This window comes from Nocardia sp. NPDC023733 (assembly GCF_040639775.1).
GTDB classification, from domain to species: domain Bacteria; phylum Actinomycetota; class Actinomycetes; order Mycobacteriales; family Mycobacteriaceae; genus Nocardia; species Nocardia rosealba.
The window spans coordinates 29,267-50,666 of the sequence record NZ_JBFAAN010000011.1; the positions used below are offsets into that span (position 1 = coordinate 29,267).

At 65.3% G+C, this 21,400-nt stretch carries 26 protein-coding genes and 1 tRNA gene; 12 read left to right on the plus strand and 15 right to left on the minus strand.

Going from position 1 to position 21,400, the window contains the following annotated elements:
* The first annotated feature begins 148 nt into the window (after positions 1 to 148).
* Positions 149 to 230, plus strand: a tRNA-Leu gene (locus AB0F86_RS28205).
* Between the two features lie 295 nt (positions 231 to 525).
* Here AB0F86_RS28205 and AB0F86_RS28210 read toward each other — a convergent pair.
* The 4 genes from AB0F86_RS28210 to AB0F86_RS28225 form a co-directional block, all read right to left on the minus strand.
* A complete protein-coding gene (locus tag AB0F86_RS28210) occupies positions 526 to 1,005 on the minus strand; it encodes an ankyrin repeat domain-containing protein (RefSeq protein WP_356987002.1) in 480 nt (159 codons plus the stop codon).
* Positions 1,006 to 1,104: 99 nt separating this feature from the next.
* Positions 1,105 to 1,689 (minus strand): hypothetical protein, encoded by a 585-nt coding sequence (locus AB0F86_RS28215; protein ID WP_356987004.1) that lies wholly within the window; start codon positions 1,687 to 1,689, stop codon positions 1,105 to 1,107.
* Between the two features lie 295 nt (positions 1,690 to 1,984).
* A complete protein-coding gene (locus AB0F86_RS28220) occupies positions 1,985 to 2,632 on the minus strand; it encodes an SMI1/KNR4 family protein (protein WP_356987006.1) in 648 nt (215 codons plus the stop codon).
* Positions 2,633 to 2,764: 132 nt separating this feature from the next.
* Positions 2,765 to 3,274, minus strand: a complete 510-nt coding sequence (locus AB0F86_RS28225) for a DUF1990 domain-containing protein (protein ID WP_356987008.1) — start codon at positions 3,272 to 3,274, stop codon at positions 2,765 to 2,767.
* A 172-nt stretch (positions 3,275 to 3,446) separates the two neighbouring features.
* Between AB0F86_RS28225 and AB0F86_RS28230 the strand changes: the two genes are divergently transcribed.
* Entirely contained in the window at positions 3,447 to 4,067 is a 621-nt protein-coding gene (locus AB0F86_RS28230) for a helix-turn-helix domain-containing protein (RefSeq protein ID WP_356987010.1), read from the plus strand.
* Here the strand turns inward: AB0F86_RS28230 and AB0F86_RS28235 are convergent.
* From AB0F86_RS28235 to AB0F86_RS28250, 4 genes are all read right to left on the minus strand, one after another.
* Entirely contained in the window at positions 4,049 to 4,624 is a 576-nt protein-coding gene (locus AB0F86_RS28235) for a dihydrofolate reductase family protein (protein WP_356987012.1), read from the minus strand. The genes AB0F86_RS28230 and AB0F86_RS28235 overlap by 19 nt on opposite strands.
* A 222-nt stretch (positions 4,625 to 4,846) precedes the next feature.
* Complete coding sequence (locus AB0F86_RS28240; protein WP_255675150.1) at positions 4,847 to 5,524, minus strand: hypothetical protein; 678 nt, start codon at positions 5,522 to 5,524, stop codon at positions 4,847 to 4,849.
* A gap of 309 nt (positions 5,525 to 5,833) precedes the next feature.
* Positions 5,834 to 7,294: a hypothetical protein gene (locus AB0F86_RS28245; RefSeq protein ID WP_356987014.1), complete on the minus strand. Its 1,461-nt coding sequence runs from the start codon at positions 7,292 to 7,294 to the stop codon at positions 5,834 to 5,836.
* On the minus strand, positions 7,287 to 8,279 hold the full coding sequence (locus tag AB0F86_RS28250) for a hypothetical protein (RefSeq protein WP_356987015.1): 993 nt from the start codon (positions 8,277 to 8,279) through the stop codon (positions 7,287 to 7,289). Before AB0F86_RS28250 ends, AB0F86_RS28245 begins: the two co-directional genes overlap by 8 nt.
* A gap of 289 nt (positions 8,280 to 8,568) precedes the next feature.
* Between AB0F86_RS28250 and AB0F86_RS28255 the strand changes: the two genes are divergently transcribed.
* From AB0F86_RS28255 to AB0F86_RS28265, 3 genes are all read left to right on the plus strand, one after another.
* Positions 8,569 to 9,549, plus strand: a complete 981-nt coding sequence (locus AB0F86_RS28255) for an NADAR family protein (RefSeq protein ID WP_356987017.1) — start codon at positions 8,569 to 8,571, stop codon at positions 9,547 to 9,549.
* A 122-nt stretch (positions 9,550 to 9,671) separates the two neighbouring features.
* The gene (locus tag AB0F86_RS28260; RefSeq protein WP_356987019.1) at positions 9,672 to 10,292 is read left to right on the plus strand and encodes a class I SAM-dependent methyltransferase; all 621 of its coding nucleotides are present in this window, start codon (positions 9,672 to 9,674) and stop codon (positions 10,290 to 10,292) included.
* A 160-nt stretch (positions 10,293 to 10,452) separates the two neighbouring features.
* Positions 10,453 to 10,851 carry a hypothetical protein gene (locus tag AB0F86_RS28265; RefSeq protein ID WP_356987021.1) on the plus strand — a complete coding sequence of 133 codons (399 nt, stop codon included), beginning with the start codon at positions 10,453 to 10,455 and terminating at the stop codon, positions 10,849 to 10,851.
* A 112-nt stretch (positions 10,852 to 10,963) separates the two neighbouring features.
* On the opposite strand, the gene AB0F86_RS28270 is transcribed toward AB0F86_RS28265, so the two are convergent.
* Positions 10,964 to 11,389, minus strand: a complete 426-nt coding sequence (locus tag AB0F86_RS28270) for a hypothetical protein (protein WP_356987023.1) — start codon at positions 11,387 to 11,389, stop codon at positions 10,964 to 10,966.
* A 66-nt stretch (positions 11,390 to 11,455) separates the two neighbouring features.
* Positions 11,456 to 12,016 carry a TetR/AcrR family transcriptional regulator gene (locus AB0F86_RS28275; RefSeq protein ID WP_356987025.1) on the minus strand — a complete coding sequence of 187 codons (561 nt, stop codon included), beginning with the start codon at positions 12,014 to 12,016 and terminating at the stop codon, positions 11,456 to 11,458.
* Between the two features lie 70 nt (positions 12,017 to 12,086).
* On the opposite strand from AB0F86_RS28275, the gene AB0F86_RS28280 reads away from it, so the two are divergent.
* Positions 12,087 to 12,860 carry an ABC transporter ATP-binding protein gene (locus AB0F86_RS28280; RefSeq protein ID WP_181697816.1) on the plus strand — a complete coding sequence of 258 codons (774 nt, stop codon included), beginning with the start codon at positions 12,087 to 12,089 and terminating at the stop codon, positions 12,858 to 12,860.
* Positions 12,857 to 14,173, plus strand: a complete 1,317-nt coding sequence (locus tag AB0F86_RS28285) for an ABC transporter permease (RefSeq protein WP_356987141.1) — start codon at positions 12,857 to 12,859, stop codon at positions 14,171 to 14,173. Before AB0F86_RS28280 ends, AB0F86_RS28285 begins: the two co-directional genes overlap by 4 nt.
* Before the next feature lie 94 nt (positions 14,174 to 14,267).
* Here the strand turns inward: AB0F86_RS28285 and AB0F86_RS28290 are convergent, their stop codons facing one another.
* Positions 14,268 to 15,149, minus strand: coding sequence for an alpha/beta fold hydrolase (locus AB0F86_RS28290; protein WP_356987027.1), 882 nt, complete (start codon positions 15,147 to 15,149; stop codon positions 14,268 to 14,270).
* 82 nt (positions 15,150 to 15,231) lie between these two features.
* Here AB0F86_RS28290 and AB0F86_RS28295 point away from each other — a divergent pair, with 82 nt between their 5' ends.
* From AB0F86_RS28295 to AB0F86_RS28315, 5 genes are all read left to right on the plus strand, one after another.
* The gene (locus tag AB0F86_RS28295) at positions 15,232 to 15,861 is read left to right on the plus strand and encodes a helix-turn-helix domain-containing protein (protein ID WP_356987029.1); all 630 of its coding nucleotides are present in this window, start codon (positions 15,232 to 15,234) and stop codon (positions 15,859 to 15,861) included.
* Positions 15,862 to 15,931: 70 nt separating this feature from the next.
* The gene (locus tag AB0F86_RS28300; protein WP_181697813.1) at positions 15,932 to 16,294 is read left to right on the plus strand and encodes a metalloregulator ArsR/SmtB family transcription factor; all 363 of its coding nucleotides are present in this window, start codon (positions 15,932 to 15,934) and stop codon (positions 16,292 to 16,294) included.
* Entirely contained in the window at positions 16,291 to 17,388 is a 1,098-nt protein-coding gene (gene arsB / locus AB0F86_RS28305; protein WP_181697812.1) for an ACR3 family arsenite efflux transporter, read from the plus strand. Before AB0F86_RS28300 ends, arsB begins: the two co-directional genes overlap by 4 nt.
* A complete protein-coding gene (locus AB0F86_RS28310; RefSeq protein ID WP_225280930.1) occupies positions 17,385 to 17,795 on the plus strand; it encodes an arsenate reductase ArsC in 411 nt (136 codons plus the stop codon). Before arsB ends, AB0F86_RS28310 begins: the two co-directional genes overlap by 4 nt.
* Before the next feature lie 40 nt (positions 17,796 to 17,835).
* Entirely contained in the window at positions 17,836 to 18,249 is a 414-nt protein-coding gene (locus AB0F86_RS28315) for a hypothetical protein (protein ID WP_356987032.1), read from the plus strand.
* On the opposite strand, the gene AB0F86_RS28320 is transcribed toward AB0F86_RS28315, so the two are convergent.
* The 4 genes from AB0F86_RS28320 to AB0F86_RS28335 are packed head-to-tail and all read right to left on the minus strand — an operon-like array spanning position 18,216 to position 21,389.
* A complete protein-coding gene (locus AB0F86_RS28320; protein WP_356987033.1) occupies positions 18,216 to 18,953 on the minus strand; it encodes an ESX secretion-associated protein EspG in 738 nt (245 codons plus the stop codon). The genes AB0F86_RS28315 and AB0F86_RS28320 overlap by 34 nt on opposite strands.
* Entirely contained in the window at positions 18,950 to 20,383 is a 1,434-nt protein-coding gene (locus tag AB0F86_RS28325; protein ID WP_356987035.1) for a PPE domain-containing protein, read from the minus strand. Before AB0F86_RS28325 ends, AB0F86_RS28320 begins: the two co-directional genes overlap by 4 nt.
* A complete protein-coding gene (locus AB0F86_RS28330; RefSeq protein WP_356987038.1) occupies positions 20,383 to 21,027 on the minus strand; it encodes a DUF3558 domain-containing protein in 645 nt (214 codons plus the stop codon). Before AB0F86_RS28330 ends, AB0F86_RS28325 begins: the two co-directional genes overlap by 1 nt.
* On the minus strand, positions 21,024 to 21,389 hold the full coding sequence (locus tag AB0F86_RS28335) for a hypothetical protein (protein ID WP_356987039.1): 366 nt from the start codon (positions 21,387 to 21,389) through the stop codon (positions 21,024 to 21,026). Before AB0F86_RS28335 ends, AB0F86_RS28330 begins: the two co-directional genes overlap by 4 nt.
* Between the last annotated feature and the right edge of the window lie 11 nt (positions 21,390 to 21,400).

Here is a 21,400-nt window from a genome sequence, read left to right on the forward strand (position 1 = left end):
TCCGTTTGCAAAACATGAGTGCCCCTCATATTGACCTTTATCGAATCGTTATAATCCCAGGTCGTGTTACCCACCAGTACGCCACGCCGCCCCAACGCTTGGGAGAGCCCGATTCGCCCGGTAGAGTTTGGACGGTCGTACACATCCAGCGCGAGTGGCGAAATTGGCAGACGCGCCAGATTTAGGTTCTGGTGTCCACGGACGTAGGGGTTCAAGTCCCCTCTCGCGCACACATTCCTGGCCTTCGGGTCAGATCGCGGCTGATCGGACGGCGCCGAGTGGGCTCCGCGCGTGTCTAGAACCCGGCGCGTGCGAGAAACGTCTCGGCGTCCTGCACGGTGACCAAGTGGCTCACCTTCAGCCACAGGCCGGTGCGGCGGTCGAGGTACTCCATGAGGTTTCCGAGACCCACCGTCCGCGTTGCATGAACCACCGCCCCTGCTCGCTCGGGCGCGGCAGCCTCGAGTTGGGAGGGGACCTCGGGCGACGGCGTCGCCGGTCCGGCCGGTGGCGGTACGCCGCAGTTCACTGTTCGAGCAGCCGGAGTATCTCCGCCGTGCCTTCTGTAGGACGCATTGCGGCGAGCTCCCGAGGGGTTTTTCCGCTCGCGAGGCCTGCCTGCGGGCCCATCCGAACATCGACCCGCGCTCCGGCCTGCAAGAGAGCTCGGATGCACTCGAGTGAACCGCCGTAGGCTGCTGCGCACAGCGGCGGCCACTCGGTCGGAAGATCCGGATTCATGCCATGGTCGAGCAGTAGCCTCACCGTCTCGGTATGCCCCTTGTCCGCGGCCTTCGAAAGAGCCTTCGGCTCCACCTCGATTCTCTCGGCCAGCAGGTACGCGAGGATCTCGGGTCTGCCCCACTCCGCGGCCCAGCCGGAAAGAGTGCCTCCCGGCGCGGTGGCGCTCGCCAGGTCGACGCCGGCCTCGTGAGCGCGTCGCACCTCGTCGATGTCGCGACGAATGACAGCCATTACGAGATCGAACTCTTCCGCTCCGAGCACCACATCAGTATCCCCGCAGCGAAACCCCCGGTGCGACTGGGCTTTTCACCACAGCGGCACCGGGAGTCCCGAAGCAGGGGCAGCTACCGACCTACCTTCTCAGGGCAGGACCTGCGGAACGACCTCCGGATTCACATGGCCCACAACGCCACCGATGATGGCACCGATGGCCGCGTGGGGAAGCACACCGAGGAGGAGGCAGATCGGGTAGCCCACACCCAAGACGATCGCGGACGGGATGCAGTTGACCAGCGTGGCCAGCGCACCGAGACCAGCACCGGCGAGAGCACCGTTGACCACCGGGTCGGAGTTCTCGGCCTTCGGATTGGTTGCGACTTCTTCCACCTGGTTCTCGATCACGTCCGAAACAACGGGGGCGGTTGCCTCGGAAATCGCGGGAGCTGCCACCTCCGAAACCAAGCCTTCGTCCGAAAGCTCGGCGGCCTGCGGAATCGAAGGCTCGGCATCCTGCGAAATCACTGCGCCGGCCGGGACGGCGGATCCGAACGAAAACTCGGCAACAGCCGTCGCGAAGTTGTCCCCCGGGACGGCCAGCACGGTGGCCGACCGAGCCTGCTGGTCGGCGGCGGCGTCCGCCGACGCGACGCCGCTACCGGCGAAGGCGACCGCCACAACTACGGGCAGTGCACCGAGGAGAATGTTGCGGGTTGAACGCATGAACATTGACTACTCCCTCTCGACCTTTTGCCCCCCAAAGCTGGACCAAGCGAATGTCGACCGGGCTATTAGTAATAGCCGAAAGGTATTAAATCAATCTTTGTGATCTATTTCACATCTGCGCCGATTGACCAATCCATTCTTTGGTTCAGATCCGCGATCGATATGCGAATCACCTTTCGCGCACAGATTTGAAACACGCATGCCGCGTTCGGAATTCGGCGTGATTGCCCGGCTCACGGTCGGCGGCGTCGTGGTCTCGCCGGGATGAACGGCCGCCCTGGAGATGGCCGTCCGAAAGTCATCGCTGATTCTCGGCGGCCGACAAGGTTCGAGCTGAGTTTCGCGCTGAGTAAAAGCGCTGTCCGCCACTTGGATAAAGAACGAGGTAGTAGCCACCTCGCTCACGGGCTGTGCGGTTGTTGCGCTCACTCAGGCGGAGCTGTGCGTCGACATAGTGGGCGAACGTGGCCGCGATCTGAATGTCCTCGTCGGGACTTCCATCCGTCCATCGCAGAACCGGTCCGTCGAATCCCCCGATTGCACGCACGTAATCGAACGTATAGCCCTGATGGGTGAGAACGATGGCGGCGTCGGGCGGTAGTGTCCACCTGCCGCCCACGTCTTCGACGATCTCCCGTGCGTCGTCACACAGCCGATCGAAGCATCGGATACCCCCGCGATCGCTCCCCCGGAAGAGGTCACCGCACGCCTCACCCATTTGCAGCAGGTACTGACGAAACACCTCAGGGAACCGCCCGCCGATCCGCTTCTCGACAGCCTCGAGCTCGGCGTCGGTACAGCCCTCGAAGGTGGTGAGCCGTGCCCGATGCTGGTCGATCAACTCTTGTGGTGTGTCGACGAAGACATACTCCGGCGTGCGCGTGAGCGTGATCAGTCGCGACTTCCATTCTTCGACAATGGCTTCGGCGGTCAGCTCCCCGGGCATAGACCAGATCGTCGCACGGCCGTTCGCTGCTGCACCAGCGAAAATCTGCGGCTCTGCTGGCGGTGTCACCGCTGTTGTTCAGCATCGACGTGTGGGCTGGTGTCGCCGCGTCAACAACGCACGTCGACGCGGTCAGCGCAGCAGTGCACGCAGATAGCGGCGGCGGTAGTGGCGCTGGGCGACGAGCAGGATCGGAAAGATCGTCCGCCAGAATCCGGTCGGCGCGGGTCGGGTGAGCGACCTCAGTGTGAATTCCACGGTCCCGTCAGGTCGTCGATGCACCACGAACGCCTCCTCACCACACACCGGATGCCCCGGCAGGGTGCCATAAGCGAACCCACACCTGTCCTCGGTATCGACCACCGCCACCACCCGCACGGGTTCATGGACCGACAGCGGCCCCCAGCCCACGCTCACCCGATACTCCGCGCCGGCAGCGACGGTCCCATCCGGGACGACCCGAAACCCACTGCGCCGCTTCACACCCCAGCACAACACCGCCTGCCTCGCCGCTTCCCACACCTGCTCACCGTCCCCGATCACCACGCAGGTCTCGAATCGCTGAAACCCGTCGGGACCTTCGGCCCACATGCGCTCGGCGGGGCAGGTCGAGCCTGCGGGTGCGTAGGTCAGATCGTGCATGCCTAGGACGGTACTTTTCCGCGACAACGGCGGCGGTCAGCTCCGGGGACAGGGACCAGATCGTCGCACGGCCGATTAGCATCGACGTGTGGGTTTGGTGTTCGAGGGGCGCGGGTCCGATTCGCCGTGGATTTCCACGGTATGGACCTGTCGTAGCGAGCACGTGGCGGAGATGACCTCCGTGGCGACCGAGACGTGGGGATTGGTCTTCTGGGACCAGGACGGTGTGCGCGGAGCCGCGGTGACGGGGCCGGAGAGCCGGGCGGGAACGGCGCCGGTACCCGAGGGCGCCAGTTTTCTCGGTGTCCAGTTCGCCGTCGGCACCTCGTTGCGTACCGTCGCGACATCGTCGCTGGTAGACGGTGGAGTCATGCTGCCGGACATCACCGACCGCGGCTTCTGGCTCGACGGAGCACGCTGGGAGACACCACACCCGGACGACGCCGAGGCGCTCGTCGGACGGCTGGTCGCGGCGGGGGTGGTCGGTCGCGACCAACTGGTCGTCGAGGCACTGCGTGGTGCACAGCCCGCTGTCGGTGAGCGGACACTCGAACGCCGATTCCGCACCTCTACCGGCCTCACGCAGGGGGCGGTCCGCCAGATCGAACGCGTCCGCACCGCGGCTCAGCTGCTGAGTGCGGGTGAGACGGCGGCCGATGTCGTGGCCAAGCTCGAGTACTACGACGAACCCCACCTCGCCCGCGCGCTGCGACGCTATGTCGGGCGCACAGCGCGGCAATTACGCGAAGGTGCGGGCGGGGCGATCGCGCTCGGTCAGCGCACCACGTCGTAGACGAGTTTCGCCACACCGTTGCGGTAGGTGTCCGAATCCCGCAGCCGCAGTTGCTGTTTCGGTCGGTCCGAGTGACTGAAGAGGTTCTTGCCCGCGCCGAGCAGGACCGGGAAGACCAACAGGTTGTAGCGGTCGATCAGGTCGGCGTCACCGAGACTCCGTGCCAGTTCGGCACTGCCGTGGATGAAGATGGCCGCACCGTCGGACTGCTTCAGCTTCTCCACGTCCGCGACGGTCCGCAGGATCGTGATGTCACCCCAGCCGTCGATCAGATCGTCCTCGGACAGTGTCGAGGACACCACATACTTGGGCAGATCCTTGTACGCGGCGTGGTCTTCGGAATCCCGCCAGATCGGCGCGAACGCCTCATAGCTGCGACGCCCGAACATCAGCGCCGAGGTCTCCGCGAGCTCCTCCCCCTTGAGCGAATACGCCTCCGGCACGAACTCGGTCTGCATGACCCACCCACCACTGCGATGCCCTTCAACGGTGCCACCGGGCGAATCGACCACTCCGTCGAGCGACATGAATCCCGTGTAAACCAGCTCGCGTGTCATGCGATTCCTCCTGAAGATCGTGCGTCGGACTGCACTCACCCTAAGTCGAGGCACCAACGCCCGTCTTGGACGAAACCGACACGATCACCCCGGCCGGAGATCAGGCGGACCGAGCTCTCCACTGCCTCGGTGAACGCCGTGATCCGGGCCGCCTCGACTCGGTGTCCGCCGGGCACGGCCGATCCGGCCGGAAGCACCCTCCCGGCCGGATCACCCAGCGCATCACACCAATTCGGGTACGCGCAGGTGCGCGAAGCCGAGCCGGAACTCCGCTACATCGAGGACGTCGGCGCTCAGGCTGCGCGAGGCCGCGGCCCTCATCCGGTCCGTGTGTTCGCGGCTGCTGTCCAACTCCTCGACACTCGACCAGACGGTGGAGCCGACCGCGCGCCCGGTTTCCCGGTCGACGAACAAGCTGGCGCTGCGGAACCCTTCGAGCTCCTCGAACGCAGGCAGCAGTCTGTTCTTGAATGTGTCGATCAGCAGGTCCATCCCGGCCGGATCCACCTGCAACCAGGTGCATCGGGTGCACGCGCGCGGGCCTGCCAGATGTTCGCGGTGCATGACGGCAACATCCCATTCATCGATCTTCTCCAGCCGCCCACTCATCGCCTGGGCCAGACCGTCCCGCAACGGCTGGGCACGCGATTGGCTCGACTGCAGCGCTTCCTCCGAATCCCACGCGGTCGTGGCGATGCAACGTCCCGTCGCCCTGTTCACCATCAGCGACAGGCCGACCCATCCGTCGAGCTCGGGCAACTGCGGCATCACGTTGTTACGGAGGTACGCGATCCCGCTGTCGATCGAAGACGGCTGAGCCGCGATAGTGCTCGAACGTGCGTACACAGGCAACCTCCTGCTTCTCCAAGAGTGGCGCCCCCGGTGGACACCACCGGACATACCCACTGTCCTCCGCGCCGGCCGTCCGCACAATGCCGTGCACCAACACCTCGCCCGACCTCGGAATTTCGGCGAAATAGTCAGGCGACAAGTATTGACAGCAGGAGAAATCGGAGCAGACTGGAGACATACCGGAGCACCGGAAAATGGCTACGCTGCTGACAGAGACGTCCGTCGACAGCGGTGAGTTGTTTTCCAGGATCCGGCTAAGCCCCCGGCAAGCCAGTCGAATTCCGGAGCTGTCAGCGACGACTGATAACCCACGGTTCGATGGAGACTACCGGGGACTGTTCTGTGTGGGGGTATCTCTCAATCGAGGAAGTAGGCGAGAGCCTTCTCCTCGGAATCCAGGATCTCGTGCACAGCCACGCCGAGTTCTACCGCCAGCTCGATCGATCCGGTCAACGCAACCTGGATGTCGGGCGAGAAGGCCCGTTCGAGCAACCCGAGATAGTCCGACATGCCCCGATCCAGCTGCGCCAGTACCTCCTGGTACTCGGCGGCCAGCTGCTCGTCGAGGACGCGCTGCTCGTCGAGGTAGCGCTCGATCAGCGCCGCCTCACGCTTCGACAGCGACGACGCGACGGCCTTGTACATCACCGTGCCGATCGTGGTGCCGATGACAGCTCCGAGAACCGGAATCGGGATGGTCGCCTGGCCGACGAACGACGACAGCGCGCGCACAGCGGCTTCCAAGGCCACGAGCTCGGCGTTCTCGATGAACGCCAGTTCGTCGATCTCGTCGCGACGCAGCTTGTTCGCTTGCTCTGCGATACCGAAAGAAGCGGTGACTATCGAGCTCGCGACGGCGGCGGAGGTAGCGGTGAAATTCGTGAGCGCATAGATACTCAGACCTCGGACACCACCCTTGCCGAAACCCATGCCGGCCCCGCCCGCGATATCAGCCCAGTCCTGCGCACTGAACTCAGTGAGCCGCTTGCCTTCTCGGCGCCTGGCGACCACGGCCAGCACGAACGCGGTCCCGCCCGCAAGTGTGGCGGCGGTCAGGCCCGCCGTCGCGCCTTCTCGCAGAGTGGGCAGGCTCTGCTGGTAGGCAACGTCGCGTGCGGACTGGTCTGCGGCGAGAAGCGATTCTTTCTCTGCCGCCATAGTCGAGGTGTAGGCATCGCGCTGCACCTCGCTGTATTCGAGCGTCGAGGGTTCGAGCGAATCGAGGCCGACCGATCTGTCCTGGAAGAACGACTGAACCCGCTGCCAGTCTCTGAACGACGGTCCCTCTCCACTGCGTGACAGCTCTCGGCTCGCCTCCTCGGGCGACAACGAATGCAGCCGCTGCACCACCTCGAAGAAATCACGGGGGATCTGATATTTTCCGCCGTTGCGCACGTAGTCGGGATACTTCTGAAGGTGTTCGGCGATCGCACCCAGTGCGAAGCGACCGCCTGCCGCGACGAATTTCTGCTGAATCTCCACGGTGCCGCGCATCAGGTCGACGGGTCCGTTGTCGTTCACCCACCGATAAATGGGCTCCTGACCCATGATCTGCTGCCGAGCGTTGCCGATGCCGACCTCCGCGACCTCGGCGATGAAGCCGTGCATCCCGTGCCGGCCACCCCGGTTGGCGGCGACCACCTCGAGATCGATCTTCCTGAGGGCCTCATCGACGCTGTTTAGCGCGTCCCGAAGATTTACATCCTGCCGGTTCAGCGCGCCGAGAAAGTTATCGATACGAAGCTGATTGAGATAGCTCACCCAGGAAGCGACGGCCTGCTCCTGGACACTCGTCACGAGCTCGGCCGTTTCACTCACTGTCGGCGTCCTGTTCGACGCGTCGGCTCAGCATGGCAGCGCACGACTTCGTATTGTTCACCAAGGCGGCGAGTTCCATCCGTTCGGCGGACGAGAGCGCGCGGAAATCGGAGCGAAAGTGCGCCAGCGATTCTCCGTAGCCTTTCACCAGCCCTTCACGAAGCAAGGTCGTCCGTTGCAGGAGGTCGTCGATCTGAGCGTCCATGCCTTTGACGAGGACGGTGTTTCGCTTGATAGCTGTCAGCGCTTCCTGCTTCGCCTCTCTGTTCTCGAACTTCTTCTTCGCGAACAGGGCGATCGACGCGAGCAGGGTTGCGCCCGCGATGGTCCAGCCGATCGGGCCGGCGAGCGCGAGCAGTGTGGTGCCCGCAGCCGTGCCTCCCCCACCGGCGGCCAGCGCGCCGCCACCGAGCCACGCCAGCGCTGCCTGACTGGCCGCCGCCCCGGAAAGCGTCGAGATCGCGGTGCCGGTCGACGCTGTGCCGAAGGTGGTGGCAACCCAGATCGCCGCGGACGGCGCGAGTCCCGCCACTGCGGTTCCCGCAGCGAATCCCGCACCGGCGCCTGCAGCCGACAGTCGCGCCGCTTCCAGCTCCTTCTGCGCGAAGTCCTCAGCATCGAGGAAGCTCTTCCGGTGCACTTCGATCTCGTCGAAGTCGGTGTCGAACGACTTCGGGGTGTTGGCGATGCTGTTCACCAACTGCTCGACCAGCTCGATCAGATCCGTCGAACGTTCACGCTGACGCAGTAGCGACAGACCCCTGTCGGCCATGGAGGTGAAGACGTCGTTGTATTCGGCCACAGCCATTTCGTAGGGGTCTGCCTTCGTGGCGGTCAGCTTTTCGACGCGACCCCTGGCAGCCTCCTTGACGCTGCCGACCTGCCCGACGAACCGTGTCGACGCGGTTCGCGCAACCTTGCCGAGACCGTCGACGGTCCTGTCGAAGCCCTCCTTGGTGTTGCCCACGTTGAGCTGGTCGACCATCGCGTCCTCCGAAATCGGTGTGCCTTACCCACTTTGGGAGAATATAGACATGGTGTGACAAGTTGCACAGAAACCGAGGCAACCCAACGTGGGGGTGGGTCATCGGTGGGCTGGGGCCCGGTGCGGGCGGACTACGCTGAGCCTCATGGGTCGGGGTAATCGGACATATCGGGTTGTCGATGGGCAGCGGATCGAGGGCACTTGGCGGCCGATCTTCATCCGCAACGGTGGCAGCTATTTCCTCACCGACCTGAAGATTTACGCCGACGGTGCGATCGACTGCTGGGGCATGGTCGATCTCGACGGGCTGCGCGACAAACTCGCGAGCGGGTGGATCGCGACCACCATCGAGGCGGGTGCCCGTGCGTCGGCGCACGACCTGGCCGGTTGGCAGTTTCTCGATCCGCAGGTGTGGATCAACCCGGACGACTTCGTTGTTCAGGTCGCCGACGCGATCGACCGGCTCAACGATCGACCTGATTCGACCGGTCGTTGTCGTCGGCTGATCGCCGATTACCTGAGCAGCCGCGACGAGGCCGACCGCCGTGCGCTGGCCGAGGCGTACCTGAAGATCCCGGAGTCGGACCGGCGTTACGCACTCAGCGACATGGACAACAAGGACCGTCCCCTACGGGTGATCTGCACGCCCGTGGATGAGCCGATGATCGGCGGCGGTGAATTCGTCACCGAGAAGATGCGGGAGGCAGCGTTCGCCTATTTCATGGAACGCGAACAGTCCGGAGCCAAGTGGGCGAAACAGCGAGTGACGGACGAACCGGAAGGTGGCCGATCCGGCCCGATCACGTTGAGCCATGTCGTGTACCCACAAGGCTGGCCGGAAGACGCCGGGCTTTCGGTGCTGCGCAACGAGTTTCCCGCGCCGATCAGTTACGCCGGCAAGCTGTATCCAACAGTCGTGCACGCGTATTGGGCGCTGTCCACGCAAGAACCGGACATCGCTGAACAGATCCGGCAGACCGAGCGCCCCTTCGACGCCAAAAAGATTGCCGGGTCAGGCACACGACACTCCGGATGGTCGGTGAGGCGAGCCGCCGTCATGGCCGTGCTTCTTCGCGCGAAGTTCGCTCGATACCCCGAACTGGCTGAGCAGCTCATCGCCACCGGTGACAGCCCCATCTACTATCAGGAATTCGACGCCCCGTACTGGGGGACGGAGGGTTCGGACGGAGCCAACTGGATTGGCCGACTCCTGGAACTGGTCCGCGCGGAATTGGCCTGCGCGGGTGTCAAAGTCGCCGAACCCTGCTGAGCCCCGAGGACCGCGCGGAATCAGCCACTAGGACAGTAGGACCGACATTGTTTCGACCTGATCCTGAACACGAGGCCGCCGCCCCGTACACGCGGGCCTTCCTGACGGTCTACGACGCCTGGGTGATCCGGCTGAGCAACAGATTTGCCTGGCAATGCGACTCCGGCGTCATGCTCGAGCTCTATAACCAGAACCTCGGCAGGCGGCACCTCGAGATCGGCCCCGGCAGCGGTTGGTATCTCGCGAATACCTCTGCCGCGCCCAACCCGGGGCACATCACGCTGATGGACTTGAATCCGACTCCACTGTCGTTCACCGCTCGCCGCATCAACAGGCCCGATCGGGTGGTGGAGTCGGTCTGCGGAAGTGTCCTGAATCCGGTCCCGGTCGAGGCCGGAACGGGATACGACTCGGTCGGAATCAACTTCGTCCTGCACTGCGTACCAGGCGATTTCACCGTAAAGGGAGTGGCATTCAGCCACCTCGCCGCTGTCCTCACCGACGACGGCGTACTGTTCGGCTCCACCATCCTCGGCCGGCACAAGGCATCACGCACGTTATTCGGCCGGGCACTCACCGCCGTTTACAGCCGAGTAGGCGCGTTCAACAACCGCCACGACGACCGCGGCGAACTCGAGACCTCCCTTAGCGAAGCGTTCGGCGAGTGCAGCATCACCGACGTCGGTGCCGTCACGCTGTTCACAGCTCGACGACCACGTCGCCGGCCATCATCGCCAAGCTGACATCACCATCGCTGCAATCGGTCACCGGATGCGGGCGCGTCAGCGCAGGTGTCAGTTGAGCGTCAGGTCCGTGTCAGCGAGGGCCGACAGAGTGTGTTCATCGAACAAAGCGGTCCTCCTCCGAAGGAGCTGGACCACAACGGATTACGAGGAGCACATCATGAACGCCACCAGCACCCTGACCGACCAGGACAAGGCCACCCTGCGCACCGCCGCGTACGGGGCCGTCGCGTTGATCGCTGCCGCGGGCGCTCCGCACAAGGCTGTTTCGCACGGCACCATCGCTCTCACCTCCGCGACGGGACTCGTCGGTCATGTCCTGTCGGCGAAGTCGCGTGATATCCGGCTGCCGGGCAAGACTGTCGCCGACCTTGCCGACACCGTGCTGCCCAGCCTCACCGCCGCCATGGCTGCGCTTGCCGCTCACCCCGCCGAGGCAGCCAACTTCCGTGACACCGTGCTCATCTCGATCGAGCCGGCCCTTCACGCCGCCAAGGGTGCTCCGCTCCCGGCGGTGACCGCGATGGCCGCCAAGATCGCGGGCGCGCTCGAGGTCTGAGCATCGACCGGTTCCGAGACACCATCGGCAGTCGCGGACCGGAGGCCCGAACCGAATACCGAATACACCTGCGGCGCCCCTGATTTCACGATCCGGGGCGCCGCTGTGCTGCCTACGAACCCGACGACAGGGCCGAAGGCCCATCACGGTCGATTTCCGCACCCAGGAAATTCGCGCTCATCGGAAACGTTTGCACCAACTCGGGTTTCGGCGGGCCGGGGTAGGTGTAGCCGTAGGTCCCATCCGCCTGCAGCTCCCAGCGGGGCGGTTCCGGTGTGCCCAGCTTCGTGACGGTGGGACACCAGGCAGGCAGGTCGGCGGACTGGCGCGGCGGAATCCAGACGCTGCGCCGGGCGCTCGCACCTTCGGTGCACAGGACGAGGGCGTCGACGCGGTAGGGGTCGTCGGTGTTGTTGGTGCAGGTGAAGCGGTGGCAGTCGACCCCCGGCACCACCTGCTGCGCCGTCGCGGCCGGGGCCGCCGCGACCAGGGCGGCGAATGCTCCGCCGAGCACAGCGACCGTAAACCGTTGCTTCATGGGACAACTCCTCCACTTCCCTGCCTCGCCGATCCGAGGCGCACACGGCACACCCTAGTTACGGCACTACGAGTTTCGCAATGTGTCGACCGCAACGATGCGCTCCGCGGTGGGAGCGTGATCAGGGTCGGCGAGCCACTGACTGGCCACACCCACCAGCAGCGCGAAGTAGTGAGACCCGACCGCATCGATGACATCGGCATCAGCGGTGTCGAGGTCGAGCCCGCCGAAGGCGCGGGCGAGGATGCGGCGAGCCGCGCGCTGCCCGGTGGCGATCATCGCCCTGATCTCCTCGTCGTGACGGGCGGCCGACACCGACTCGAAGTTGACGTACCACAGCGCCCGGTGCTCGTTGATCGACGCGATGATGCGTTCCCACCTGGCCGCGTTGCCCGCCGGACCGGGTGGATCCACGCCGTCGAGTGCCGCGAAGAGAACGTCACCCCATTCCCGGTTGAGGTCGTGCAACGTCTCGGTGAGCAGGCGCTCCTTGGAGCCGAAGTGATAGTTGATCGACGCCTGATTGGCTCCCGACGCCTTGACCAGCTCGCGGACGGTCGTGTTCGCGTAGCCCAGCGAGAGCAGACAGTCACGTGCCGCCTGCCGGAGCTTGTCTCGATTGCTCATGTCCCGATAGTATATATAAACGTTCGTTTACAACGATCGTTTAGTACAGCCGTTCACATGGAGGAATCCCATGCACGCCACTACTTCGGCCCCGCCAGTGCTGTCACTGCGCGGGCTGCGTCGCGAATATCCCGGTGAGAGCGGGTCGGTCCACGCGCTGCGCGGTGTCGACCTCGACCTCGCGCCCGGTTCGTTCACGGCAGTCATGGGTCCCTCGGGCTCGGGCAAAACCACGCTCCTGCACTGCGCGGCCGGATTACAGCCACCCACCTCGGGCCGCATCACCTTCGGCGGCCAGGCGCTGGACGCCCTCGACGAGACCGAGCTGGCGAAACTGCGTCGCCGCCGGATCGGTTTCGTCTTCCAGTCGTTCAACCTGCTGCCCGCACTGTCGACCATCGACAATGTGGAGCTGCCGCTGCGCCTGGACGGGCGACGCCCCGACCGCGACCGCACCCGCGCGCTCCTGGCCCACGTCGGGCTCGGCGAGCGCGCCGATCACCGGCCCGACCAGCTCTCCGGGGGCCAACGCCAGCGCGTCGCGATCGCCCGTGCCCTGATCACCGACCCCGAGCTGGTGTTCGCCGACGAGCCGACCGGCGCACTCGACATCCGTAGCGCCCGTGACGTTCTCACCCTGCTGCGCCGCCTGGCCGACCAGGGGCAGACCATCATCATGGTCACCCACGACCCGGTCGCCGCGTCGTACTCCGACGAGGTCCTGTTCCTCGCCGACGGCACCCTCGTCGACCGCCTCTCGCGACCGACGGCGGGCGATGTCGCGAACCGGATGGCCGTGCTGGTCGAATCCGCCGAACGCGGCTCGAACGCGTGGTCGCGATGATGCGCCTGGCCGCGCGCTCGTTCGCGCATCACCGAACCTCCGCCGTCGCCACCGGGCTCGTCGCAGCCGCCGGAACCGCGCTGGTCACCGCCATGGCCGGTCTGTTGGGCACCGGACTTTCCGCCGCCGAGGGCGACCGCGATTTTCTCGTGCGGTTCCCGCTCATCCTCGGCGGCTGGGTACTGGCGATCGTCCTGTTCGCCATGATCTCGACGATCGCGGTGGCACTGCACGGCAGGACGAACGAGATCGCGGGCATCCGTCTCATCGGCGCCACGCCGTCGCAGATACGCCGGATGGTCGCCGGTGAGACCGCCATCGTGGCGAGCATCGCCGCGGTGCCGGGCCTGCTCGGCGGACAACTCCTCGGCGCGGGCCTGCTCGCGGGAATCCGCAGCGCGGACCTGGTCGACGATGCCACCGGCTATTCACCAGGCGCGGCGCTGCCCTCGATCGCGACCGTGCTCATGCTTGGTGCGGCCGTCGCCGCCGCCTGGCTCGGTAGCCGCACCATCGCCGCCCGCAGCCCCATCGAAGATCCCACTCCGGCACGGATGCGCGGCAGTGCGACGCGCATCCGGCGGATCGCGGCAGGTGCGGCGCTCGCGGCCGGTCTGGGATCGTCGACGGCCGTGCTCGCGGTCGATGCGGACGACATCCTGACCACCGCCCTCACCGGTCCGGCTTGTGTCCTCGCGGCAGTCGGGTCCGGCCTGCTCGCACCGGAGCTGATCCGTGCGGCGCACCGCGTGATCGCCAAGGCCCCGGTCCTGCGGTCCGGCCCCGCCGGGCACCTCATCTCACGCAACCTCGCCACCGCACCGGAACGGATACGTCCCGCGGTCACTTTCCTGACTCTGTTCATCGGGGTCGCCGCGGGCACCCTGTCCATGCAGAGCATCGAGAACCGTCACGGCGCCGCAGGCAGCGACGGGGAACTGATGGCGACCATCAACTACCTGGTGGTATTCCTCATCGCCGCGTTCATGGCAATCGCCTTGTCCAACAACCTGATCGCCTCCATCGCCCGCCGTCACCCGGAGTTCGCCACCATGCACCTCATCGGCGCGACGGCGAGCCAGTCACAACGGATGCTCGTCGGCGAGGCCGCAGCAGCCGTCATCATCAGCGCTGTCACCGGTGCGTTCGGAGCGTTCGTCACCACCGTCCCGTTCGCGGTCGTGAAGACCGGTGATCCGCTCGCCGCGTTCGCACCATTGCCCTATGCGCTCGCCGTCGTGCTCGGTGCGGGCACGACGGTCGGGGTGACCGCGGTGGCAGGCCGTCGGGCGGTTCGAGCAGCTGCGGCGTAACAGGACCGTCGGCCGACCGGATAGCCGTCAACCGGTCGGCCCGACGTGTGCTGAGCGCAATCGACCGGATTTCGTTCTCGGACAGATGGTTCCGCTACCGCGCGGCCCATTCGCGGAAAGCGGCGACGAACTCCTCGGGTGCGTCCGACTCCACATAAGTTCCCGCGCCCTCGACGATCACGGTCTTGTGATCGACGAATGTCGCTTCGAGTCGCTCACGCTCCTGAGCGCGGAAGGCGATGTCGGCGTCACCCCACACGATCAGCGTCGGCAGGTGAGCGATGGCGGCGAGTCCGGCCTCGACTTCGGCGAAGAATGCCCGGCTGGCCAGGACACGGCCGGGCAGCACGGCGCAAGCCTGACGGCGCTCCACCGTATCCAATGCCTTGCTGTAGTGCGACATTTCGGCTGCTGTCGGCTTGCGCCTCCGGTGTCCCGTGGGAATGAAGGTGTTGACCAGCAGATTGAACCGGCGGATCAGGAAGCGGCTCAGCGGCCCGCCGGCGAGGCGGGCGAAAGCCTCGAAGTGGAGAATGCCGTTGACCGGCCAGGCCCAGGTGTTGGCGAGTACCAGCCGATCGAAGACGGCCGGTCGACGCTGCACGACAGCCAGCCCGATCGTGCCACCCCAGTCCTGCCCGGCCAGGGTGACGCCGTCGAGGCCGAGCTGGTCGACGAAGGCGGTGACCACGTCGGCGTGTTCTTCCGGCAGGTAGCCGTAGCCGGGTTTCGCCGTCGACAACCCGAAGCCGGGGTAGTCCAGGGCGATGCATCGATAGTCGCCGCGCAGCTCACGGATCACGTCGCGCCAGAGGAACGACCAGGTCGGGTTGCCGTGCAGCAACAGCAGTGTCGGGCCGGATCCCTCGTCGACGTAATGCACGGTGTGCCCGTCGATCTCGACGAATCGGCTCTCGAACGGGAACAGTTCGTCGTCGACCCAACCGGGCCGCACGCTCTTGGTTGTGTCGGCCATGGTGGTCTCCTCAGAACTCGGCATCAGAGTATGCTTGAGGATCTCACGTGCACTTTAGAATTTCAAGCGATAGTAGGTGATGATGCGCAGCTACGGTCAGTACTGCGGGCTCGCCCGAGCCATCGAAGTTGTCGGCGACCGATGGAATCTGCTCATAGTCCGGGAACTCCTCCTCGCCCCGGCCCGCTACCGCGACCTTCTGGCGGGCCTTCCCGGCATCGCGACGAATCTGCTGGCGGACCGGCTCCGCGACCTCGAGGCTTCGGGTGTGGTCGAGCGGCGGTTGACCGGCGAGGGCAGCATCGTCGAATACGCCCTCACACCGTGGGGTGCCGAGCTGCGCGAGCCGATCGAAGGCTTGATCCGCTGGTCGACGCCGCTGATGAGCCGCGGCCCGGCCGAGGGTGACTCGTTCCGCCCCGGGTGGCTCGCGCTCGCGCTCCCCGCCTTGCTCAACGCACGGGTCGAGCTTCGCCGTGCGGTGACGATCGGCCTCGAGATCGATGCGGAGTTCTTCCAGCTGCGCGGTACCCGGTCGGGCTTCGAGGTCGGGCGACACGACGGCCGCGAACTCGACGCAGGGCTACGCGCCGATCCCGGATGCCTTCTCGGCCTCGCTGCGGGCGCGCTGACGCTGGATGAAGCGCGCGCCCTCCAGTTGGTCGAGATCCATGGCGACGAGTCGGTCGTCGACAACGTTTTCGGCGGCTGACCGGGCGCATCCTGGGCGGCTGTCACCGCTACCGTTTGCGCATTGATTCGATATACGTCAATATCGATGTATGTCGAAGTCGGAGCTGAACCTGATGACCGAGGCCGCGTGCTGCGCGGAACCGGTCGTTCGCGATCCCTTGACCCACACCGAGGCGGCCGAGCTCGCCGCGGTGTTCAAGGCGTTGTCGGATCCGGTGCGGCTTCGGTTGCTGTCACTGGTCGCGAGTCGCGCCGGTGGTGAGGCGTGCGTGTGCGACATCTCCGACGGTGTCGAGGTGAGCCAGCCGACCATCTCCCATCACCTCAAGGTGCTGCGCGAGGCCGGGCTGCTCACCAGTGAGCGGCGTGCCTCGTGGGTGTACTACCGCGTGGTGCCCGAAGCGTTCGCCCGCATTTCCAGCGCGCTGAGCACCGAGGATGTGCACGCGTGAGCACGGCGACCACCGCCGAGCAGCCGCCCGTCGTCGGCAAGCTGTCGACCCTCGACCGGTTCCTGCCGCTGTGGATCGGTGCGGCGATGCTGGCCGGAATCCTGTTGGGGCGCATGATTCCCGGCCTCGGCGACGCTCTCGGTGCGGTGGAGATCGACGGTGTTTCGCTGCCGATCGCCATCGGTCTGCTGATCATGATGTACCCGGTACTGGCCAAGGTGCGCTACGACCGGCTCGACACCGTCACCGGCGACCGCAAACTCCTCATCGGCTCCCTGGTGCTGAACTGGGTGCTCGGCCCCGCCCTCATGTTCGCCCTGGCCTGGATCTTCCTGCCCGACCTGCCCGAATACCGAACCGGCCTGATTATCGTCGGCTTGGCCCGCTGCATCGCCATGGTCATCATCTGGAACGACCTGGCCTGCGGTGATCGCGAGGCCGCCGCCGTGCTGGTCGCCCTGAACTCGGTGTTCCAGGTGTTCATGTTCGCCGTGCTCGGCTGGTTCTACCTGTCGGTGCTGCCCGGCTGGCTCGGCCTGGAACAGACCACCATCGACACCTCCCCCTGGGAGATCGCGAAATCGGTCCTGATCTTCCTCGGCATCCCCCTGTTGGCCGGGTACCTGAGCAGGCGCATCGGTGAACGGACCAAGGGCCGCGACTGGTACGAGTCGACATTCCTGCCCAAGATCGGTCCGTGGGCGCTGTACGGACTGCTGTTCACGATCGTGATCCTGTTCGCGCTCCAGGGCAGCCAGATCACCTCCCACCCATGGGACGTGGCACGAATCGCGCTGCCGCTGCTGGTGTACTTCGCCGTGATGTGGGGTGGTGGCTACGCACTCGGTGCCGTCATGGGTCTGGGCTACGCGCGCACCACCACCCTCGCGTTCACTGCCGCGGGCAACAATTTCGAACTGGCCATCGCCGTGGCGATCGCCACCTACGGCGCCACCTCCGGCGAGGCTCTTGCCGGTGTTGTCGGGCCGTTGATCGAGGTCCCCGTTCTTGTAGCCCTGGTGTACGTCTCGCTGGCGCTGCGCAACCGATTCGCCGGTGCTACCCCGGCTTTCACTTCCGAGGACATGAAATGAGCGGCAAACCGTCGGTGCTCTTCGTCTGCGTCCACAACGCCGGCCGATCCCAGATGGCACAGGGGTTCCTCACCCACCTCGCGGGCGATGCGATCGAGGTCCGTTCCGCGGGCAGCGCCCCCGGCGACACCCTGAATCCCGCCGCCGTCGAAGCCATGGCCGAACTCGGCATCGACATCACCGCCCAGTCCCCCAAAGTCCTCACCCCCGAAGCAGTCGAGACGTCCACAGTCGTCATCACCATGGGCTGCGGCGACGCCTGCCCCTACTTCCCCGGCATCGACTACCGGGACTGGAAGTTGGACGATCCGGCAGGCAAGGGCGTCGAATCGGTGCGCCCGATCCGCGACGAGATCAAGAAACGCATCGAGGATTTGATCGCCGAATTGCTGCCGACCCGCCTCTGAACCGGAAGTGTGGTCACCGTCGACATGGTGAAGTATCCAAGTGGAGAAACCTGCAGGTCTCGATGCACACTTCGCACGGCGGGCACGCGCCACTCAGTGGAAGCCGACAGCCCCGGACGGATTGACGGAGCGCGAGTACCTACTCCAGTTCGCCGCGCGCCCAGGCATGTTCATCGGTTTCACCACGGTTCGTGGCGTGACGTGCTTCCTGAACGGCTACGACTACGCGGCTCGCCGGACCGGAGGTCGAGGTCTGGACGGCTTTCGCGAGTGGCTTCTCGCCAACCACCTTCGTCGCGAGAGTAGCCTCTGCTGGTCGGGTTTGGTTACGCAGATTGCGCTGCCCGCGCGCGACGACGAAACAGATCTCAGGCCTGAGCAGGAACTCCGCGTCGTCGAGGTCTTGTTCCACCTGCTCGATCAATTCCTGGCTGAACGTGCGGACGTCGTCTGAATCCGATTTCCGTCCACCAGTCGGCGGAGGCCGTCGATGAACTGGTGGTCGGCGCAGGGGTCGATGTGGATTTCTTCGCCGTGTCGGGTGTAGAGGTATCTTCCGTCGTTTCGGACGTCGAACCAGCTCACGTACCTCGAGGCGGATCTGCTGGTGTGGGTGATCTTCACGTGGCCGCTGCCGGTGCGGGGTGCCGCCAAAAGGTCGCGCATGCGGGTGGACTCGCGGGTGGGAGTTGTGGACCAAGAGTCTTGCGGGCCTCGGTCTCGAAGGCGATCCAGTCTTTCGACCATTCGGGAGGTGGTTCCGGCGGGGGTGCTGCCCGCTACCGCGGCGACCATTCGGGTGACGATGTTGACCGAACCCACCTGGATGGACACATCGCCGCCGTATTCGTCTGTGGCGCCGGGGTGTTGGACGACGGCGACGCCGATGTCGGTGACGACCGCACCGAAAGCGCGGATCGGTGACTCACGGCGGCCGACCACCTCGACCGTGATTTGCGGTTCGAAAATCGTTCGGAGTACCGGGAGTAGGTCGACGTCGTCGCGTACGGGGATGCGCGCGCGGCAGGAGGCCTCGATCGTCTCCCACTCCGAGCGGTACCGCACCGAACTCAGCAAACGCAGCGGTGGCGGGAATCTATCGGCACCGAATTCGCTACAGACATAGATGAATTCGTCCGGGGTGAAGCGCCACTTCATCGAGACCGCTCGTCGGGTGTGGTCCAGTCGCCCTGGCTAGGAGACGAGGCGGCCTCGTCATTTTCGTTGTGGCGCAGAGTTTCCCACTCGCCCTCACGGGCCGGTCCGGAGTCGATGCCGAAGACCGCAGGGACAGTGGGTTCGCGTGGACCGAGCAACTCATCGGCGTTGCGCTGGTTGACCAACCACTCCGGTGTCTTGCGCTCGTCATCGTCCTGGCGGCGACCAGCGCCCATCCCGGGCATGCCCGCCATGCCGGGGTACCCGCGCCCACCCGCGCCACCACTGCCCGAACCGCCTGGTCCGGCCCCGACCACAGCAGCAATGGGGCTACCGGGCAGCGCACGGCCCGATCCAGGAACGGCCGCACCCGGCTGACCTCCCGGCGAGCCGGAACCGCCAGGTGAGTGGCTCGAACCTGGGCCTCCCCCGGCACTATTCGGTGAGCCGGGCGTGGTCGTGGTTGCCCCGGGGGCTGTCGAGGCAGCGGTTGTGCTGCCCTCATCTGTGCTCGATGGCGAACCTTGATCGCCGGAGGATCCGTCGTCGTCTCCCGACGACCCCGCCTCGTCGGCTGAGTACTCACCCGAATCCGATTCGTCGCCAACACCCGGCGCCTGGTCACCCGCCGCTGCCTCGTCGCCGGCGCCGGCCTGATCCCCTGAGCCCGGAGACTGATCCTCGGTGCTGATGGGCGAACCGCTGGTCGGATTCGAATTCCCTGGAGCCCCAGGAATACTCGCACCGTCTCCCGGCTCCGTCGGCGCACCGAAGGTCGGCACACCCTGACCTGCCGGATCATAATTCGGCACATAGTGATTCGTCATCGCCCACACAGCCTCGAGGTGGCTGTCACTGGCCGACTGCGCCGAGCTGGTCAGGACGGCCGGATTCTCCAGCCCCAGAATGAACGGCGCCGCTGGCTTGTCACCAGAGGGCGGCGGCGGAACGGCCGCCTTCACCGCCTCCGCGGCCAACGCGGCCGACTCGATCCGCCACCCCACACCATTGACGATGTCCTGCATCGCCGTCATCTCACCGACGAACCGGTCGAGAGCCGCCAACATCGCGTCCGCCGAGGCACCCTCCCACCCACTGGCCACCGACTTGCGAACCTTCAGCCCCAAATTCATTGTCGCGAACTGCATCCCGGTACCGATCAGCTTCCATGCTTCCGCGGCCGCGTGCATGGATCCGGGTTGCATCTGCTCGGCGTGGTCGAAGATCTCCTGGTGGGAGATGCCCTGGAAGTTCTCCATGTTGCGGATGTAGGCGGGGTCGTGTGCACCATTTGCCGCCGATTGGGCAAGGCCTGTAGCCCACTTCCGGGTCGTCCCGGCAAGTTCACTGGCCTGCAGGACTTCGGGTGCCAAACCGGTAATGCCGGTGACGATCGCCGGGCCGGACAGAGCTGGGTTCTCACCAGTCATCAGTTGTCCTTACCGATCGTAGATTCCAGCACGGTCGCGATCTCGAGGATGTTCTCGCAGGGCTGCATGTTCTTGACGAGACCGTCTGTCGTGATGGTCACTGTGATACCCAGGTATCCCACCTTTGTCTGTACATCCACCGAACAATCGTTCGCACCGCCCTTGCGCACTTCGAGGGCGGGACGTCCATTGATGATCAGTTCCTCGGTGCGACCGCTGTACTTCGAGCGCACCTCGTCGAGGGAGACGTTGCCGGATTCGAGAGCGAGCGATGCATCGCCGCCCTTCTTGAAATTGCATATCAGGAAGGAGTACTCGGCAATCATGTCGTTCCCACGTCGACGCGACTGTGGATCGAAACCGATTTCCTGAATCGAAGAATCAGGAATCCACGTGCAAGGGTCGACGACAACCTTCGGCCTCTTGCCGGCTCTGGTGTACTTGTTGTCTTGGGACGGAGGTTGCAGATGTGCGGCAGTCAGCGTCGGCCGAGCGGGACCCGAAGTCTCGGCCTGTGTAGGGGCCGGGGATGGCGAGCCGACACTATTTTCGCCGTCTTCGCCGCCCGCCGAACATCCGGCCAGGACCATGGCACCGATCACCAAGGCAATAGTGCGGCGACTTCCGCCGAACGATGCGTTCACGCGTCGACCTTCCCTTCGAGAACACGTTGGGCAGCAGCGTTGGCCGCATCGACTTCCGCCAGCAATCCGGCTGCACGGAGCACAGCGGCAACCATCGAGCGAGCGACATATTCGGCCTGCACGAAAGCGTCGAACCCCTGGTTCGCTTTGGCCTCGAATCCGGCCTGCAGCTCTTGCGCTGACTCGAACCCACCGAACCCGGACAGTCGAGCTTGCGCGCGAATCTGCTCCTGGAACGCATGCAGCCTGTCTGCGTACCAAGCGAAATGCGCAGCGCACTCATGTGCGGCGGCTTCGGTCAGGACGAAAGTTCCCGCCTCGGCGGCAGCGAACAGCTCCTTGGCCTGCGCAGCATCAGCCATTGAACCTTCCC

Excerpts from the sequence above, each read along its gene's own strand:
- AB0F86_RS28215 (WP_356987004.1), bottom strand. The coding sequence starts at position 1,689 with ATGTTCATGCGTTCAACCCGCAACATTCTCCTCGGTGCACTGCCCGTA.
- AB0F86_RS28220 (WP_356987006.1), bottom strand. The coding sequence starts at position 2,632 with ATGCCCGGGGAGCTGACCGCCGAAGCCATTGTCGAAGAATGGAAGTCG.
- AB0F86_RS28225 (WP_356987008.1), bottom strand. The coding sequence starts at position 3,274 with ATGCACGATCTGACCTACGCACCCGCAGGCTCGACCTGCCCCGCCGAG.
- AB0F86_RS28230 (WP_356987010.1), top strand. The coding sequence starts at position 3,447 with ATGACCTCCGTGGCGACCGAGACGTGGGGATTGGTCTTCTGGGACCAG.
- AB0F86_RS28235 (WP_356987012.1), bottom strand. The coding sequence starts at position 4,624 with ATGACACGCGAGCTGGTTTACACGGGATTCATGTCGCTCGACGGAGTG.
- AB0F86_RS28240 (WP_255675150.1), bottom strand. The coding sequence starts at position 5,524 with ATGTCCGGTGGTGTCCACCGGGGGCGCCACTCTTGGAGAAGCAGGAGG.
- AB0F86_RS28250 (WP_356987015.1), bottom strand. The coding sequence starts at position 8,279 with ATGGTCGACCAGCTCAACGTGGGCAACACCAAGGAGGGCTTCGACAGG.
- AB0F86_RS28255 (WP_356987017.1), top strand. The coding sequence starts at position 8,569 with ATGGTCGATCTCGACGGGCTGCGCGACAAACTCGCGAGCGGGTGGATC.
- AB0F86_RS28265 (WP_356987021.1), top strand. The coding sequence starts at position 10,453 with ATGAACGCCACCAGCACCCTGACCGACCAGGACAAGGCCACCCTGCGC.
- AB0F86_RS28270 (WP_356987023.1), bottom strand. The coding sequence starts at position 11,389 with ATGAAGCAACGGTTTACGGTCGCTGTGCTCGGCGGAGCATTCGCCGCC.
- AB0F86_RS28275 (WP_356987025.1), bottom strand. The coding sequence starts at position 12,016 with ATGAGCAATCGAGACAAGCTCCGGCAGGCGGCACGTGACTGTCTGCTC.
- AB0F86_RS28280 (WP_181697816.1), top strand. The coding sequence starts at position 12,087 with ATGCACGCCACTACTTCGGCCCCGCCAGTGCTGTCACTGCGCGGGCTG.
- AB0F86_RS28285 (WP_356987141.1), top strand. The coding sequence starts at position 12,857 with ATGATGCGCCTGGCCGCGCGCTCGTTCGCGCATCACCGAACCTCCGCC.
- AB0F86_RS28290 (WP_356987027.1), bottom strand. The coding sequence starts at position 15,149 with ATGGCCGACACAACCAAGAGCGTGCGGCCCGGTTGGGTCGACGACGAA.
- AB0F86_RS28295 (WP_356987029.1), top strand. The coding sequence starts at position 15,232 with ATGCGCAGCTACGGTCAGTACTGCGGGCTCGCCCGAGCCATCGAAGTT.
- AB0F86_RS28300 (WP_181697813.1), top strand. The coding sequence starts at position 15,932 with ATGTCGAAGTCGGAGCTGAACCTGATGACCGAGGCCGCGTGCTGCGCG.
- AB0F86_RS28310 (WP_225280930.1), top strand. The coding sequence starts at position 17,385 with ATGAGCGGCAAACCGTCGGTGCTCTTCGTCTGCGTCCACAACGCCGGC.
- AB0F86_RS28320 (WP_356987033.1), bottom strand. The coding sequence starts at position 18,953 with ATGAAGTGGCGCTTCACCCCGGACGAATTCATCTATGTCTGTAGCGAA.
- AB0F86_RS28325 (WP_356987035.1), bottom strand. The coding sequence starts at position 20,383 with ATGACTGGTGAGAACCCAGCTCTGTCCGGCCCGGCGATCGTCACCGGC.
- AB0F86_RS28335 (WP_356987039.1), bottom strand. The coding sequence starts at position 21,389 with ATGGCTGATGCTGCGCAGGCCAAGGAGCTGTTCGCTGCCGCCGAGGCG.